At 69.7% G+C, this 16512-nt stretch carries 12 protein-coding genes; 4 read left to right on the forward strand and 8 right to left on the reverse strand.

The features are described 5' to 3' along the window. Positions 1-163 precede the first annotated feature (163 nt). The 3 genes from KO481_RS17940 to KO481_RS17950 all read right to left on the reverse strand — a co-directional run bounded on the left by KO481_RS17940 (position 164) and on the right by KO481_RS17950 (position 2697). Positions 164-739 carry a hypothetical protein gene (locus KO481_RS17940; protein WP_215918291.1) on the reverse strand — a complete coding sequence of 192 codons (576 nt, stop codon included), beginning with the start codon at positions 737-739 and terminating at the stop codon, positions 164-166. Positions 740-829: 90 nt separating this feature from the next. Then, complete coding sequence (locus tag KO481_RS17945) at positions 830-1759, reverse strand: TauD/TfdA dioxygenase family protein (RefSeq protein ID WP_215918292.1); 930 nt, start codon at positions 1757-1759, stop codon at positions 830-832. Positions 1760-1926: 167 nt separating this feature from the next. Continuing rightward, entirely contained in the window at positions 1927-2697 is a 771-nt protein-coding gene (locus KO481_RS17950; RefSeq protein ID WP_215918293.1) for a deoxyribonuclease IV, read from the reverse strand. Positions 2698-2894: 197 nt separating this feature from the next. On the opposite strand from KO481_RS17950, the gene KO481_RS17955 reads away from it, so the two are divergent. The 3 genes from KO481_RS17955 (at position 2895) to KO481_RS17965 (ending at position 7535) form a co-directional block, all read left to right on the forward strand. Continuing rightward, a complete protein-coding gene (locus KO481_RS17955; RefSeq protein ID WP_215918294.1) occupies positions 2895-4085 on the forward strand; it encodes a serine/threonine-protein kinase in 1191 nt (396 codons plus the stop codon). Positions 4086-4329: 244 nt separating this feature from the next. Beyond that, positions 4330-5013, forward strand: a complete 684-nt coding sequence (locus KO481_RS17960) for an ABC transporter ATP-binding protein (protein ID WP_245401139.1) — start codon at positions 4330-4332, stop codon at positions 5011-5013. A gap of 14 nt (positions 5014-5027) precedes the next feature. Beyond that, entirely contained in the window at positions 5028-7535 is a 2508-nt protein-coding gene (locus tag KO481_RS17965) for an ABC transporter permease (protein ID WP_372452066.1), read from the forward strand. Between the two features lie 211 nt (positions 7536-7746). Here KO481_RS17965 and KO481_RS45055 read toward each other — a convergent pair whose 3' ends face one another. Beyond that, positions 7747-8085 (reverse strand): ADP-ribosylglycohydrolase family protein, encoded by a 339-nt coding sequence (locus KO481_RS45055; protein WP_215918296.1) that lies wholly within the window; start codon positions 8083-8085, stop codon positions 7747-7749. Positions 8086-8260: 175 nt separating this feature from the next. Here KO481_RS45055 and KO481_RS43960 point away from each other — a divergent pair, with 175 nt between their 5' ends. After that, positions 8261-8386: a hypothetical protein gene (locus KO481_RS43960; RefSeq protein WP_281066114.1), complete on the forward strand. Its 126-nt coding sequence runs from the start codon at positions 8261-8263 to the stop codon at positions 8384-8386. On the opposite strand, the gene KO481_RS17975 is transcribed toward KO481_RS43960, so the two are convergent. The 4 genes from KO481_RS17975 to KO481_RS17990 all read right to left on the reverse strand — a co-directional run bounded on the left by KO481_RS17975 (position 8387) and on the right by KO481_RS17990 (position 16354). Continuing rightward, positions 8387-9544: a VWA domain-containing protein gene (locus tag KO481_RS17975; RefSeq protein ID WP_215918297.1), complete on the reverse strand. Its 1158-nt coding sequence runs from the start codon at positions 9542-9544 to the stop codon at positions 8387-8389. A 46-nt stretch (positions 9545-9590) separates the two neighbouring features. Further along, a complete protein-coding gene (locus tag KO481_RS17980; RefSeq protein WP_245401058.1) occupies positions 9591-11990 on the reverse strand; it encodes a DUF5682 family protein in 2400 nt (799 codons plus the stop codon). Positions 11991-12224: 234 nt separating this feature from the next. Next, positions 12225-13325, reverse strand: a complete 1101-nt coding sequence (locus KO481_RS17985) for an ATP-binding protein (protein WP_215918298.1) — start codon at positions 13323-13325, stop codon at positions 12225-12227. Further along, positions 13322-16354, reverse strand: coding sequence for an SWIM zinc finger family protein (locus KO481_RS17990; protein WP_215918299.1), 3033 nt, complete (start codon positions 16352-16354; stop codon positions 13322-13324). The genes KO481_RS17985 and KO481_RS17990 overlap by 4 nt, the downstream gene beginning before the upstream one ends. Between the last annotated feature and the right edge of the window lie 158 nt (positions 16355-16512).

Genomic DNA, 16512 nt, shown 5'->3' on the forward strand with positions numbered 1-16512 from the left:
GAGCTCCACGCGATAGGTCACCGCAGCCTTGCCGCTGGGCGCGAAGACGACCGCCTTGCCGCCGACTCGGGCGTAGTGCGACCGACGACTGACCCGTACCGCTCGCGGCCGACATCGTCGACGCCGGGCCGGCGGTAGCGCGGGTCGATGACGCCGGCTCAGCTCACAGCCCGAAGCTGCCGCTCGGAGGCAGGGGCAGGGCGGGCGCAGGCGGTAGATGGGGCTGAGCGGGGACGGCAGGTCCCGGGCCGACGTGGGGCCCAGAGGTTCCGTGATCGCCCTGACGGCACTGACCGGCGCGACTACATCCCGAGCGGTTGTATCCGAAGCGGTCGTAGCCGTACCGGTCGTAACCCCAGTGGTCGAATCCCGATCGGTCGTAACCGAATTGGTCGAAGCCGTCGATGCCGTAGCCGTCGGGGCTGCACGGCGGCAGGCCGCAGTTCGCCACGGGCGGGGGCGGCGAGGGCACCGTGGGCGTGGTCATCGTCGGCGTCGGCGTCGGCGGTGTGAAGGTCGGTGTCTGCGGGGCCAGGGTCGGTACCGGTGCGAGGGGCGTCGGCGGTGCCACCGCCGGGAGTGTTTCGGCCGGAATCGCGGGTACGTCCGGTGTTTGGGCCTCCGCGACCACGGCCAGGGCCAGCGCGGCGGGAACCGCCGCGAGCAATGCTGCATATCGCCAACGCCGCCGTGACCGCTGGGATGGGACGATCTCAGTGCCGATCCGTCCGGTACTCAATAGGATTCCTCTCCGCGACCCGACCCGAGATTCAGCGTACCGACTGTTCGTTCCCGCGCCGAAAAGTCTCAGCCGCTTGGCAACTGGAGTTCAGGCGGCCCGCTCGATCACCGAATAATGCTCGGCATTGCCCGCGATGACGGTGCTGGGACGGCCGTCGACGCCGACGGGGATATCGCCGGCCAGGGTGATGCGGGTGAGCCTGCGGTGCTCGGCGCCGTCGTAGTCGTCGATGGCGTAGTGCTGGGTGGCGCGGTTGTCCCAGATCGCGACGTCGCCCGGCGCCCAGTTCCAGCGGGTGGTGTGCTCGAGCCGGGTGACTCGATCCTGGAACAGGCGGAACAGCGCATCGGATTCGACCTTGTTCAGGCCGACGAACTGTTTGACGAAATGCCCCAGGAGCAGGGCGCGTTCGCCGGTTTCGGGATGTACGCGCACCACCGGATGCTCGGTCTCGAAGTAGGCCGATTCGAACTCGGCGCGATACGCCTGGGACTTCGGGGTGGGTTCGGCGCCGTGGCGTGCGGCGTAGTCGTAGGTATTGGTGTGTCGCGCGCGCAGTCCCTCCGCGAGACGCCGCAGCGGTTCGGGCAGGGACTCGTAGGCGGCGACGGTGGACGCCCAGGTGGTGGAGCCGCCGTAGCTGGGCAGCGCGACCGCGCGCAGGATCGAGGCCTTCGGCACCCGGTCGACGAAGGTCACATCGGTGTGCCAGCTGTTGGCGCGCCCGGTTTCCGAGTCGATGGCCAGGCTCTTGACCCCGTGCGAGCTGACCGTCGGATGCGGGGTGGTGGGTGTGCCGAGCAACTGGGCGAACTCGTACTGGCCGTCCTCGGTCAGATGGTCCTGGCCGCGGAAGAAGATCACCTTGTGTGCGTTCAGCGCGTCCCGGACGGCCGCGACGGTCTGCGCGTCCAGATCCCCGCCGAGACGAACCCCGTCGATTCGCGCGCCGATGTGGGTGCCGAGCTTCACCACCCGAACGGAGGTGCTGGTCTGTGCTGCGTAATCGGCGGACATGGAAGGCCTTTCGCTGGAGCGGGAATGCCTTGCGAGCACACCAGTTCGGCACGGCACGAACCAGGTTTGCCCTCACCTGGATCGAAACCGTCGCGGGGTGCGGCTCTTCCATCCAGAGGCGATCGACCAGATCGTTTCGGCGTCGCCCGCGCGCGTGGTCGGGCGTTTCAGCCGATGTGTTCGCGCAGGTAGGCCATGTCCTCGGCGACACCCTCGGCGGGAGTCTCCAGGATCACCGGCGCATCGGCAGTGCGGCACACCTCGGCCAGCAGCTGCGGGTCGATGGTGCCGTCGGCAAAGTTCGCGTGACGGTCGGCGCCGGAATTGAATTCGTCGCGCGAGGAATTCAGGTGGACGAGGTCGATGCGGCCGGTGATGGCCTTGATCCGGTCGACGACGCCGACCAGCTCCTCGCCGCCCGCCCAGGCATGGCAGGTATCCAGGCAGAAGCCCGCGCCGTACTCGCCGACCGCATCCCACAGTCGGGCGATGGAATCGAAATACCGGGCCATGGCGTGGTTTCCGCCGGCGGTGTTCTCGATCAGGATCGGCACCGCGAAACCGCCCTTGGCCTCCTGACGCTCGAACAGCTTGCGCCAGTTGTCGATACCGGTCGCGATCTCGCTGTCGGAGCGGACGTGCCCGCCGTGCACGACTAGGCCGAAGGCGCCCAGATCGGCCGCGGCCTGCGCCTGCTGCGCGACCGCCGTGCGCGAGGGCATGCGCAGGCGGTTGTTGGTGCTGGCCACATTGATCTGATACGACGAGTGCACCACCACATCGATGGGGCTCGACTTGATCTGCTCGGTGAGCGGATGGGGCGTGGGTTTCTCCCACCCCTGCGGGTCGATCACGAACATCTGGATGACCTCGGCGCCGAGCTCTTCACCGAAGCCGATCGGATCGCTGTCCTGCCTGACGTGGGCTCCAATGCGCATGGGACGAGGGTATAGCCACCCACCGACAGGTCGGCGCGCAGCAGCGGGATCGCAGCGGACCGAAGCGAAGGCCACGCGCACAGCTGCTATGGTTTCGGTGTTTCCCGTGGTCGGCACCAGGGCGGCGACGGAGTTCATGCGGTACGGCCGTGCGCTGGCGGGTCCCGGTGCGCGGCATGGGAAGTGGGAGCGCTGAAATGGTGGCCAACGGTGAGGTCTTCGCCGGATATCTTGTCGAGCAGTTGCTCGGTCGCGGGGGTATGGGCTCGGTCTACCTCGCCAAGCATCCCCGGCTGCCGCGCAAGACGGCGCTGAAGCTGCTCAACCGGGAGATGGTGTCCGACCAGGAGATTCGCGCCCGGTTCGAGCGTGAGGCCGATCTGGTCGCCCAGCTGGACCACCCCAATATCGTCACCGTGTACGACCGCGGCCTCGAGGACGGCCAGCTGTGGATCTCCATGCAGTACATCGACGGCATCGACGCCGCCAGCGTGGAACCGACGCGGCTGCCGCCCGAGCGCGCGGTGCAGATCATCGCCGAGGTGGCCGAGGCGCTGGACTACGCGCACGGCAACGGCGTCATGCACCGCGACGTGAAGCCCGCGAACATGCTGCTGGCCCGCTCGACCGGGGGTAAGGGCGAGCGGGTCTACCTGACCGACTTCGGCATCGCGCGACTGCGCGACGACGGCGGCCACCTCACCCAGACCGGCACCTTCACCGCGACCCTGACCTATGCCTCGCCCGAGCAGCTCACCGGCGCCCAGCTGGACGGCCGCTCGGACCAGTATTCGCTGGCCTGCAGCCTGTTCTGGCTGTTCACCGGTGCCGGTCCCTTCGCGGCGAGCAATCCCGCGGCCGTGATCCGCGGGCATCTGCAGGAGCCGCCACCACCGCTGAGCACGGTGCGTCCCGGACTGCCCCCGGGGTTGGACGCGGTGCTGATGAAGGCGATGGCCAAACGCCCGGACGACCGGTTCGCCAGCTGTGCGGATTTCGCCGCCGCCGCCCGGCGGGCCCTGGCCCTGCCCAGCGCGCCGCAGATGCCGGTCGCGCCGCGGGCGTACACCGGTCCGGCGATGCAGACGGTCAACCAGCCGATGGGACCGCGCACCGGTCAGCCGATGCCGAATCAGGCGCCCATGCCGACCGCGGGCCCCATGCAGATGCCGACCTCGCCCCCGGTGCTCGCGCCGATGCCGAATCCGGTGCCGCAGCCGATGTACACCCAGCAGAATGCGCCCTTCGCCCAGCAGGGCAACTTCGGCGGATACGCACCGGCGCAGATTCCACAGCGCAAATCCAATACGGGTCTGATCATCGGCATCATCATCGGTGCGGTGATCCTGCTGCTCATCGTGCTGATCATCATCGGTTCGGTGGGCTGAACCCCACCGGTCCCACGGGCTCATCCTTCCCCCGGTAGGGGGACCCGGGACAATTGGGGGCTATTCCCGATAGCGCGGCCGGGCCGGTTTCGGAACACTGGACAGCATGACTGCCGATGCCGTGGGCACCGAAACCTCAGCCGCCGCCGAAGGCGGCGCGACCGCGCAGGACAACATTGCTTCCGCCGCAGCCGGCCCGGCCCGCATCGCGGCCCGGGCCGCCGACCTGGTCAAGCTGTACGGCATGGGGGATACCCAGGTCCGGGCCCTGGACGGGGTGAGTGCCGAATTCGCACCGCGCGAGTTCACCGCGATCATGGGTCCGTCCGGCTCGGGTAAATCCACGCTGATGCACTGCCTGGCCGGGCTCGACGCGGCCACGTCCGGCACCGTGCAGATCGGCGACACCGACCTGACCACGCTGTCCGACAAGCAGATGACGCGGTTGCGCCGCGACCGGATCGGCTTCGTCTTCCAGGCGTTCAACCTGGTGCCGACACTGACGGCGCTGGAAAACATCACCCTGCCGCTGGATATCGCGGGCCGCAAACCGGATCAGGAGTGGCTCGAGACCGTGATCAAGCGCCTGGGCTTGGGGGATCGGCTCTCGCACCGCCCCAGCGAGCTGTCCGGCGGCCAGCAGCAGCGGGTCGCTTGTGCACGGGCGCTGGCGGGCAAGCCCGACATCATCTTCGGCGACGAGCCCACGGGCAATCTGGACTCGCGGTCCTCGGGCGAGGTGCTCTCGATCCTGCGCGCGGCGGTGGACGAATTCGGGCAGACCGTCGTGATCGTCACCCACGAGCCGCACGCGGCCTCCTTCGCCGACCGGGTGATCTTCCTGGCCGACGGCCGCATCGTCGACGAACTGCGTGATCCCACCGCCGAATCGGTGCTCGACCGGATGAAAAAGCTGGAGAACCTGTGATGGCCATGGGCCCGATGCCCAAGGTTGCCCTGCGCAATCTGGCGGCGCACAAGGTGCGCCTCGCGTTGACCGTGCTGTCGGTGATCCTCGGAACCGCCTTCATCGCGGGATCCTTCATCTTCACCGACACCCTGCAGCGCACCTTCGACGGCATCTTCGCCAGCCAGGCCCAGGGCGTCGACGTCCGGGTCGAGCCCAAGGCGCAGCAGTCGCTGGGTGTTCCGGTCGACGTGGTGAATACCGTCTCCGCGACACCGGGCGTGCGCGCGGTGGCGCCCGCGACGCAGGGGCCGATCGTGCTGCTGAAGAACGGGCACGCGGTGCAGACCGGCGGCGCGCCGAGCTGGGGCCAGTCCTATCTGCCGCCGGACCGGGCGGTCGCCGATCCGGCCAAGTTCGTCGCGGGTGTGCCGCCCGCCCAGCCGGGGCAGGTGGCGATCAATTCGGGTGGGGCGCAGCGGGCCGGGCTGTCGGTCGGCGATCACGTCACGATCCTGGTGCCGTCGAAGGGCAATATCGACGTCACCGTCAGCGGTATCTACACCCTGTCGTCGTCGGACAGCGGCGGCTTCATCGGGGTCTTGTTCGACGATGCCCAGGCACGCGAGCTGTTCACCGACGGGCAGCACGTGGCGTACGTGGATATCGCTGTCGTGAAGGGAGTTTCGGCGGATACCGTGCGCGACCGGCTGGCACTGGTACTGCCGGATTACAAGGTCCACGACGGCACCCAGGTGCGCGCGGATCTGAAGGCGCAGGTCGGCAACGCGCTGAAATTCGTGAACTACTTCCTGCTCGCCTTCGGCGCGATCGCGCTGCTGGTGGGCACGTTCATCATCTACAACACCTTCTCGATGATCGTGGCACAGCGGCTGCGGGAGCTGGCGCTGCTGCGCGCGGTCGGTGCGAGCCGCGGGCAGGTGGGCTGGTCGGTGGTCGCGGAGGCCGCGGTCATCGGATTGATCGGCAGCGCACTGGGTCTGGCCTGCGGGATCGGCCTGGCGTTCGGACTCTCCGGTGTGCTCAATGCCTTCCATCTCGGGCTGCCCACCGGATCGATGCAGGTGCTGCCGCGTACCGTGCTGGCGGCGCTGGGCCTCGGGCTGGTGGTCACCGTCGGCAGCGCATACGCGCCGGCGCAGCGGGCGGCGAAGATTCCGCCCGTGGAGGCGATGCGCGAGGAGTTCGCCTCGGCCGGGGAGTCGCTGCGGTTGCGCACGGGCATCGGGGCCGTGCTGGCGGTCGTCGGGATCGTGCTCGTCGTGCTCGGCTCCCGGCACACCGGCGGCAATGCCGCGCTGGTCGTCGGAATCGGCGCGGCGGCACTGGTTTTCGCCGTGCTGTTCGCCTCGCCCGCGATATCGCGGCCGGTGCTGACGGCGCTCGGGGTGCTGACGCGGCCCTTCGGGCCGATCGGGCGGATGTCGCGGAACAATGCCGTGCGAAATCCGCGGCGCACCGCCGCGACCGCGTTCGCGCTCACCCTCGGGTTGATGCTGGTCTCCGCGATCGGAATGCTCGGCTCCTCGGCCAAGGCCAGCGTCAGCGATCTGGTCGACAAGGGGGTCAAGGCGGACTACGTCCTGACCGGGCCGCAGCTCATCGGGGTGCCCCTGGACGCGTCCAAGGCCGCGAAATCCGTTGCGGGAGTTACCGATGTGGTGGCGTTCCGGGGCGTGGCGATGAAGGTCGGCGACCAGCAGGTGTACGGCATCTCGCCCGACGGACCGATGAGCCAGGTGCTGAACTACGAGATGCGCAGCGGCAGCGGCACGCTCGGCGGCGACGCCATCCAGGTCTCGGAAACCGAAGCCGGGAAGCATAATTGGCACGCCGGGCAGAACGTGCAGCTGACCGGGCTGGACGGGACGAAGTTTCGAGTGGCGGTGTCCGGGATCTACAAGGACACACAGCTGCTCGGGTCGATGGTGGTGTCGCCGGCCCTGTACGAGCAGGTGATGCCGGTCGCCTTCCGCACCGACGTGCTGGTGCTGATCACCGCCGCCCCCGGCGCCGACCTGAACCTCATGCGGGCGAATCTGGTCAAGGCGACCGACCCGTATGTCGTTGTGCAGGTGGAGGACCGCGAGGAATTCAAGGGCTCCGAGGGTAAGCAGATCGACACCATGCTCGCGATCCTGTACGGGCTGCTGGCGCTGGCGGTGGTGATCGCGGTGCTGGGCATCGTCAACACCCTCGCGCTCTCGGTGGTGGAACGCCGCCGCGAGATCGGGATGCTGCGCGCGGTCGGCATGCTGCGGCCGCAGGTCCGCCGGACGATCTACCTCGAGTCGATGCTGATCGCGGTGTTCGGCGCGGTCGTGGGCGTGGTGCTGGGCCTTGGACTGGGCGTCGGATTCCTGCGCACGCTCAGTGAGCTGGGTATCAGCACGATTACCGTGCCGTGGGGGCAGATCGCGCTGATGCTGATCGGTTCGGGTGTGGTCGGCGTGCTGGCCGCGTTGTGGCCGGGGATTCGCGCGGCGCGCACGCCGCCGCTGGCGGCCATTGCCGATCTGTGAGGGACGCTTACGGACCGACCGGAGGGGCAGCGGCAGGGTAGTTCAGCGGGTTTGCGGGCCTACCACGCCAACGGCCTTCTTTGCGGCCGCGTCGACCCAGTCCAGCACGCTCTTGTCGCTGGTCAGGTTGATGTAGATGCCGGTGGCCTGGATGAAGTACCGATGATTCGACAGTGACCACTGGGATTTTGTGGCGCCCGCGATGTCGCCGCTACAGGCTGAGTGGCCGACTCCCGTTGTCGGGCACCAGATTGCCCAGTCCTGGGTGACTCCCTTCAGGGCGCTGTAGGCGAGGTTGACATCGACCGTGTCGGGAAAGGTCAGGACGTTCACCGAGACCAGGATGTGCTGGGCGCTGTCGACGTAGGACCCGGACATGTTGTTGGTGCAGTTGTTCTGGCGCAGTGCGTTCTTCACACTCCACGGGCGCACCCAGGGCGTCGCCGATTGCCCCGCCGAGCAGGCAGCCGTGCACGATCGGGTAGCGGGTGGAGGGGACGCCTGCATCGCCGGGCGGAGCGGCGAACTCCGGTGGGACGGGACCAAACACACGTCCACGCTACTGAGGTCCCCGCGTCGACACCCTCGCCGCGGATTCGGGGTGCCAGGCATCGCGGGCCATGACATCGGCGTGGCGGATATGCATACGTCCGGTCTGTAGACCGTAGGATCGGCCCTGTCCCTTTGCCTGTTCCTGCGATGTTCGGACAAGGAGTGTCGAGACTATGAATCCCTTCGGCATGATCGGCGGACTGCTCAACATTCTGAACTCGGGTTCAAGCGTGGCCCAGTCCGTCATGGGTTTAGTGGAGAGCATTACTTCCTTCGGCAGCAGCGACTTCGGGGCCTGATCAGCCCACGTTGCTGTTGGCCCAGCGCTGCACGTCGCCGCGGTCCAGGGCGACGGCCAGCAAGTCCGGGAATTTATCAGGGGTGCAGGCGAAGGCCGGTACGCCTAAGGCGGTCAGGGCCGTGGCGTTGCCGTGGTCGTAGGAGGGGGCGCCGTCGTCGGACAGGGCGAGCAGCACCAGCACCTGCACGCCGGATTCCTTCATGGTCGCGATGCGGCGCAGCATCTCCTCGCGGACGCCGCCCTCGTACAGATCGGAGATCAGTACGAACAGGGTGTCGGCCGGGCGGGTGATGAGCTGCTGGCAGTAGGCGATCGCCCGGTTGATGTCGGTGCCGCCGCCGAGCTGGGTGCCGAACAGCACCTCGACCGGATCCGAGAGCTGGTCGGTCAGGTCGGCCACGGCCGTGTCGAAGACCACCAGCGAGGTCTTCAGCGATCGCATCGAGGCCAGCACCGCGCCGAATACCGAGGCATACACCACGCTCGAGGCCATCGAACCGGATTGGTCGATCGCCAGGACGACGTCGCGGTGCACGGCCCGGGCCTTGCGCCCGTACCCGACCAGCCGCTCCGGCACGACCGTGCGATGCTCGGGCAGGTAATGGGCGAGATTTCGGTGGATGGTGCGGTCCCAGTCGATGTCTCGTAGCCGGGGGCGCGAGACGCGAGCGGCCCGGTTCAGCGCCCCCGACACCGCGGCGACGGTGCGGGCGGCGATGCGCCGCTCGATCTCGCGCACCACCTTCTCCACCACCGTGCGCGCGGTGGATCGGGTGGTCTCGGGCATCACCCGGTTGAGGCTCAGCAGGGTGCCGACCAGGTGCACATCGGGTTCGACCGCCTCGAGCAGTTCCGGCTCGAGCAGCAGCTGGGTGAGGTCGAGCCGCTGCACCGCATCGCGCTGCATCACCTCCACCACGGTGGACGGGAAGTAGGTGCGGATATCGCCGAGCCACCGCGCCACCTTGGGCGCCGAACCGCCCAGGCCGCCGGAGCGCTTCTCCGTTGCCGCGAGTTCGTCGGCGTTGTAGAGCGCCGTGAGGGAGCGATCCATGGCGGAGTCGTCGCCGGAACCGAGCCCGCCGAGGGATGATTCCGCGGCGGTGCCGAGCACCAGACGCCAGCGGCGGGCCTGCGCCTCATCGGGATCCGTCATGTCGTCCGCCTTTCCGTCCGTGACCGCGTGGGAGACCGCCGGCACATCAGTTCACCGCCAGGATTTGGGTGACCGTGCGCAGGGCCGAGATGCCGCGATCGAGGTCGTAGTCCGCGGACCGCCGCCGGTCGGCCGCGACCGGCCCGCCATCGCGGACGGCCTGCGCGATGGCCTGGCGCTCACCGGATTCGAAGGCGCCGAAGGTGCGGCGCAGCAGCGGGAGGGTCGCGACGAACTGATTCTCGTCCAGGCCGCGGAGCCAGGTGTCGATGCGGCTCAGCAGATCTCGGTCGTGCACCAGCAGCAGGCCGCGGCCGCCGAGGAAGCCGTCGATCCAGGCCGCCTTCTCCGCGGGCGCGTGCCCCACCGACAGCGCGGCCGAGAGCCGGCGGGCGGACTCGGCATCGTCGAAGATGCCCGCATCGGATAGCAGCCGCACCGCGCGACCCACCAGGGCGCCGTGCACGTCGTCCCGGTCAGCGAGTGTGTGCAGGGCGCCATGCCATTCGGCGGTCGCCCACGTGTCATCGCGGGTGGCCAGCGCCAGATGGGCGGCATCGAGCTGGGTGCGCAGCGCGGTGGCGGCATCGGCGTCGAGACCGGTGACGGCCCGCGGCAAGCCCGCGCAGATGCGGACCAGCAGGCCATCGGCGACGTGCGCCAGGGCCTCGACATCGGTGCCCCGGACGTCGCCGTAGCGCAGGGTGCGCACCAGGCCCGGCAGGGCGGCCAGCAGATTGGTGACGTCGTGGTCGAGGGCGGCCACCGCGGCCAGCCGGGCGACCAACTGCTCGACGGCCCCACCGAGATCGGCGAGCAGGGCCAGTTCCAGCGCGCCGCTCACCCCGCCGACCGAGGCCTGCGGCGAGGCGACCACATCCAGGATCTTCGCCTCGGCCGCCGCGAGAATCGTGGTGCCCCAGCGCGAGGCCTCGATGACCGCCACGGCGAGTTCGGGCTCCCAGCGCAGCGTCCACGTCTCGCGGAAGGTGCCGGCATTGCGCACCTCGCTCGATGCCGGTGTGCCCCAGCCTATTCGGAGCAGGCGCAGCCGGTGGAGCAGATGCGAGCGCGCCACGTCGCGATCCTTGCGCAGATCCAGGTCCAGCTGCCGGGACAGCGCCTGCCGGGTCAGGCGCAGCGTACGGGCCCGCGCTCGCAGGTCCGCTTCCAGCGGCACCGCCGGGGTGCTGTCCGGCACCGTTCCCAGGGCCTCGCCGATCACCAGTTCCTCGCCGATCAGTCGCAGCTTGGCTTCGTCGCCCTCGCACAGCACCGAGCGAGTCGCGTCGGTGACCTCCGACAGTCCGGGCAGCGGACGCCCCCGCAGCGCGGCGAGAGTGTCTGCCAGACGGACGGATTCGATGATGTGCGCGCTGGATACCGGCAGGTCGTGCGCGCGCAGGGTCACCGCCACCTTGGTGAGCCACCGCGCGATCGGCCGATCGGTCTCGGTGAACAGGTGGTGGTACCAGCCGGGCGAGGTCACACCCGCCCCGTACCCGGAGGCCCCCGCAAGCCGCGAATGCGTCCACGGCACCCACGTCAGCGAGGTCTTGACCTTCGGTAATCCCTTGAGCAGCACCGCATCCGGCGCCGCGGGCCCCAACTTCCCCGCCAGCGCGGGCGCATGCCATGCCCCGCAGACCACCGCCAGCCGCCGCGCACCGCCCTTGAGCGCCTTGCGCATCGTCTGCCGCATGTACGCCTCGCGTCGCAGCGTGTGCGTGTCGATCGGGCCGCCGATGAGGTGCTCGAGTGAATCCTTCAGGGCCGGTCGCGAATCGGACCGGGCAGCCGTTGCCGCAGAACTGTCTGGAGTGGCGGGTGGGCTACCGGTGTCGGTGATGTCGGCTGCATTGGATTCTGCGGCGGGAGGGTCCTTGGGGGATGCTTCGCCCGCTGCCTCCCGCAGCGCGCCCATCGCCTCCAGGATTGCCTCGAAAACGTCTGCGTCGGCCGAGGATTCGATGATCGCATCCCACCATCGCTCGGGGTCGTCGTATCCCGCGGCGGCGGCGAGGGCCGCCAGCGGATCACCGCGACCGGCGTGCTCGTCCTCCGCCGCCAACGTGTTGGCGGCGGGCAGATCGCAGAAGCGCACTGGGACATCGTGTTCGGCGGCGTAGCGCAGTGCCTGCCACTCCGGGGAGAACACCGCGAACGGCCAGAACGCCGCGCGCGCGGGCGAATCCGGGAGGTAGGCCAGCAGGGCGACCGGGGGCGCCATGCCCTCGGCGGCGACATACGCGATCAGCGGGTCGGCGTCGGCCGGACCTTCGATGAGGATTATGTCGGGGCGAAAGCGCTCCAGCGCCAGGCTGAGCGAGCGCGCCGAGCCCGGGCCGTGGTGGCGGATTCCGTACACCCGCGTCTGCGGCACCGAGTCGTCGACGACTTGTGTGCCGAAGTGCTGAGATTCGGATGCTGTGCGAGTCGATCCCATGTCAAGCGCCTCGTCGTCGCGGCACCATGTGCTGCTGATGCGTCGAGTCCGATATGAAGACGCGGCTGGAGTGTCCGATTCGGGCAACCCGGAGCGAGTGCACCGTCGCGGCCGGTCCGGTCGATTCCATGTCAGGTCTCCCGTCGGTGGGGCGACACCCGGTGCGGATGCAGCGCCCTCGCGGTTGGACCGTGGCGCGGGTGCCGGATTCCGGCCCTGCGGGCCCGGACGCGCTCATCCGTGCACCTCGCGGCAGGCGCGGTAGAAGTCCGCCCAGTCGTCGCGTTCGCGCACGACCGCTTCCAGGTACTCGGTCCACACCACCGTGTCGGCGACCGGATCCTTGACGACCGCGCCGAGTACGGCGCCGGCGATATCGGACGCGCGCAGTACCCCGTCGCCGAAGTGTGCCGACAGCGCAAGGCCGCTGGTGATCACCGAGATCGCCTCGGCGGTGGACAGGGTGCCCGAGGGGGACTTGAGTGTGGTGCGGCCGTCGGCGGTGATCCCGGACCGTAGCTCGCGGAATACCCGTACCACCCGGCGCACCTCCTCGGCCGCGGCGGGCACCTCGGGCAATTCCAGTGCGGCACCGAGCTGTTCGACGCGGCGGGTGACGATCGCGACCTCCTCGTCCTCGCTGGCGGGCAGCGGCAGCACCACTGTGTTGAAGCGCCGGCGCAGGGCCGAGGACAGCTCGTTGACGCCGCGGTCGCGGTCGTTGGCGGTCGCGATCACGTTGAATCCCTTGGCCGCCTGCACCTCCGTGCCCAGCTCGGGCACGGGCAGCGTCTTCTCCGACAGCACGGTGATCAGCGCGTCCTGCACGTCCGAGGGGATGCGGGTGAGCTCCTCGACGCGGGCGATGGAACCCAGGCGCATGGCCGTCATCACGGGGGAGGACACGAGCGCGCCGTCGCTGGGCCCCTCCGCGAGCAACCTGGCATAGTTCCAGCCGTAGCGGATCGCCTCCTCCGCCGTCCCGGAGGTGCCCTGCACGAGCAGGGTCGAGGTGCCACAGACCGCCGCCGAGAGATGTTCGGACACCCAGGTTTTCGCGGTGCCGGGCACGCCGAGCAGTAGCAGCGCGCGGTCGGTCGCGAGGGTGGCGACGGCAACCTCGATCAGCCGCCGCGGTCCGACGTATTTGGGGCTGACGACGGTGCCGTCGGACAGGACGCCGCCGAGCAGATAGGTCACCACGGCCCACGGCGACAGGCGCCATGAAGGGGGCCGGGGCCGGTCGTCGACGGCGGCCAGGGCACGCAACTCGTCCGCGAAGGCATGCTCGGCATGCGGGCGAAGCAGGTCCGCGGGTGTGGTCGGGGTGGTCATCGCAGCTCCTCGAGCATCGTGGTGCGCTGAGTCAGGTTCTCGGCGAGTTCGTTGAAGGTGTTTTCCCAGTAGGGATCTCCGCAGCGGCGGGTGGCCGTCAGGACCGCGGCGGCGGCCCGGACCGGGAAGTATCGAGCGGCGGACTGGAACAACGTGCGGTAGGACGCGGGAGACAATCCGGGGGCGCCGGGGCGAGCCGCGGCGAGATGGGCGCGATCGAGCAGCAGCTGGACCAGGTGCTGTGCCAGCGGGACCGGCCAGGGCCGCGGCACGGCGTGCACCAGCAGCTCGATCTCGGCCAGCCAGCTGCTGTCGAGCGTGCGCAGGTGGGCCAGTTGTGCCTCGAGCGGTAGCAGCGCGAACAGCCGCCGGCGCACCTCCGGATCGGCGCCGAGCGTCGGAGTGCCGCTCAGCACCTCGAACAATGTTGCCGCCCAGCGGGTATCGCGCTGGGCGAGCGCGGCATCGGCCCACCCGGCGGTGATCGGTCCGAGCAACTCGACGGGCATGCCGACGCGGATCGCCCGCGTCGGCGCGCCGAACAGCGCGTCCCAGTGCCGCAGGGGAGTGGCGGCGATGACGCGGCGCAGCCATTCCGCCGTGACGTGGGGTGCGCCGTCGAGGCGGTAGGCGGTGCTCGCGGTGCGATCGGCGATACCATCGCGCCGGGCGGCATCGTCGAGGCGATCGGGCGGTTCGGCGACCAGTTGGCTGCCCTCCAGCCTGAGCCAGCGCCCCGACCGCTCGGCCATCCGGGCCGCGAACGCCGAATCGGGCAGCCGGGCAAGCAGATCCGCGGCCGCGCGGCGGACCTCGGCGCGGGAGTCGTCGAGCGCGGCTTCCAGCAGGGGCTCGTCGTCGAGTGCGAGACCCTCCTGCAGGACGGAGATCAGGTCGATCCGGACATGGGCCGGTTCGGAACGCCAGGTGCGAGCGAGCGCCTCGCCCGCGGCCCGGGGATCGGACCGGCGCAGCGCGGTCAGCCAGGATCGCCGCTCGGAGGGAGTGCCGTGCGACCAGACCCGCTCGTCATCGGGCCTGGCGCGCACCAGATTCCGCCACTGCGGATGACGGGCGGCCAGCCAGCGGCCGCGCTCCCCGGCCAGGGTGAGCAGGTGTTCCCGCAGCCCCGCCCGCGCCTTCGCCTGCTCGAGCAGCAGACTGCACAGCGCATCGGGCGCCCGGTAATCGCCCGGCGCGGCGACCTCGAACCATTCCTCCAGGAACGGTGAATTCTCCCGGAGCATCCGGCCGAGCCGCGCCGCGGGTGCGGGTGGCAGCAGCGGACGAACGTCCTCCTCGGCGGGTTCGCCCGGCGAGCCCTTGCCCGCCACCATGCCACCGCGGGCGAACGCATCGAGCAGTGCGGCGGATTCGAGCAGGATCGCCGCCGGGTCCCCCTGTAGCCGCCCGGCCACGTCCGCCACCGGCGCCGGCAGTGCGGCGACATCGGGTGCGCGCCGCGCGGTGCCGATTAGCGCCGTCGACGCGAGATCGGTTGCCACACAATCATTTCCACCGCCAATCGCTTCCGCGACAACATCGATGACATCGCCCGAGACCATCGCCGATATCGGTGTCAGTCCGTCGGCGCTCCACTCGCCGACCACCGTGATCGGATGCCCGCCGGACAGCCCGAGCAGCTTCCAGGGTTGCTCGGCCAGACGCGCCACCGGTAATGCAGCGCCATCCAAACTCACTACCTGCCAAGAACTTTCGGACACATTCGGCACAACATCGACCAGCAGCATCGGCCACGACCGCAGCCACGGATCGGCCCCGATCGCTCGAGCATGCTCACCGAGCGCGGCAGCGATACCGCCGGGCGTCTCACAAGCCGCTTTGGGTACCGCTGCGCCCCCTGTCCGGTAGGCGAAACTGCGCTGGGCCGACGCGTGCTCGCAGGTTTCGGCGTCGTCGCTCTGGGAGGCGGCCTCACCGGATGCACCCGAGACCGGCACGCGCGCGGGCGAATCGCCGGTGACCTGCGGGGCCGCTGATGGATCGGTAGTGCCGCCGCCGGCCCCGGGGAGCGCCGCCCCGAGCGTGGTGAACGGCTCCGGAGCCCCAAACCGCTCGCCCCACAGCGCACGCAGCCCCACGGCGCCCGGATAGAAGTGCAGCCCGGCCTCCACCTGCATGCCCGGCACCGGCATATCCGGCGGGAAGGCCGGACTGCCGAAAGAGTGGTCGATGATCAGCCCCCACCGCCCGTTCGACCGGCCGCGCACCCAGACGCGCCGCGTGAACAGCCGCTCCTCCTCGGTGATTCGCTGCCCCAGCACCATCCAGCGGTCGCGCACCGCGGGCTGCCCGCGCACCGCCTCCGCGGCGGTCGGATACCCGACGTGGGTCCGGACGGAGGCGGCCAGCGCCGGTTCGAGCTCGTCGAGGCGGCGATGCGCGGCGGCGAGGAGATGCAGCCGGGCGTACTCGCCGAGTAACTGCGCGGGCCAGTCCTCGCGGTAGACGACATTGCGCGGAAGTTGCCGCAACGCCTGCGCGACGCCGGGTGCCTGGGCGTCGACCATCCGTGCGGCGACCGCCTCGAATGCGGCGTACGAGCGGTCCGCCTGTGCGAGCCCGGTACGGACCTGATCACACAGCCAGACCTCGAGATCGGCCAGGCCCGAGGCCACCCTGGCCCGCCGCTGCTCCGCGGTCGCGGCCGACGGCGTTTTGGCTACCGCCGCAGCGGGTTCGGCGGCGCGCCGTGCCCGCGCGGCCAGCCATTCGGCGGCGTAACCGGCCGGCGCCCCGGCCTCCGGTACCGCGCCCTCGCTCCACGCGAGCAACAGGGCCAGGGCGTGCTTGCACGGGAATTTGCGACTCGGGCAGGTGCATGCGTAGGCGGGCCCATCCAGATCCACGGCGGTGCGATAGGGCTCGGCGCCGCTGCCCTTGCACAGACCCCACACCGCGGTGCCGTGGCTGCCGGTGCCGCTCCAGCGCCCGAGCAGTTTACGTGCGGCGGTAAGCGAGGCGGCGTCGGGCGCCAGCGCGGCGACCTGCTGCATGGTCCATGTCATTCGTTCCCTCCCGTCGTTGCCACGCACGGTAACCCAGACCACCGACACGTTCGCGGGATGTTAGCGAGTCAATTCCACTGGGCCGCTGAGTAATTGCAATCTCAAGTGTTCTTGCTTCGCCGCCTGCTTTCTGGCATTCTGACCTGTTCGGTTGATCC

The sequence above is a fragment of the Nocardia albiluteola genome, assembly GCF_018860155.1.
In the GTDB taxonomy this organism is placed as follows: domain Bacteria; phylum Actinomycetota; class Actinomycetes; order Mycobacteriales; family Mycobacteriaceae; genus Nocardia; species Nocardia albiluteola.

Coding starts and splice junctions, on each gene's coding strand:
- KO481_RS17945 (WP_215918292.1), bottom strand. CDS start 1,759: ATGTCCGCCGATTACGCAGCACAGACCAGCACCTCCGTTCGGGTGGTG.
- KO481_RS17950 (WP_215918293.1), bottom strand. CDS start 2,697: ATGCGCATTGGAGCCCACGTCAGGCAGGACAGCGATCCGATCGGCTTC.
- KO481_RS17955 (WP_215918294.1), top strand. CDS start 2,895: ATGGTGGCCAACGGTGAGGTCTTCGCCGGATATCTTGTCGAGCAGTTG.
- KO481_RS17960 (WP_245401139.1), top strand. CDS start 4,330: ATGGGGGATACCCAGGTCCGGGCCCTGGACGGGGTGAGTGCCGAATTC.
- KO481_RS17965 (WP_372452066.1), top strand. CDS start 5,028: ATGCCCAAGGTTGCCCTGCGCAATCTGGCGGCGCACAAGGTGCGCCTC.
- KO481_RS43960 (WP_281066114.1), top strand. CDS start 8,261: ATGAATCCCTTCGGCATGATCGGCGGACTGCTCAACATTCTGAACTCG.
- KO481_RS17975 (WP_215918297.1), bottom strand. CDS start 9,544: ATGACGGATCCCGATGAGGCGCAGGCCCGCCGCTGGCGTCTGGTGCTC.
- KO481_RS17980 (WP_245401058.1), bottom strand. CDS start 11,990: ATGGGATCGACTCGCACAGCATCCGAATCTCAGCACTTCGGCACACAA.
- KO481_RS17985 (WP_215918298.1), bottom strand. CDS start 13,325: ATGACCACCCCGACCACACCCGCGGACCTGCTTCGCCCGCATGCCGAG.
- KO481_RS17990 (WP_215918299.1), bottom strand. CDS start 16,354: ATGACATGGACCATGCAGCAGGTCGCCGCGCTGGCGCCCGACGCCGCC.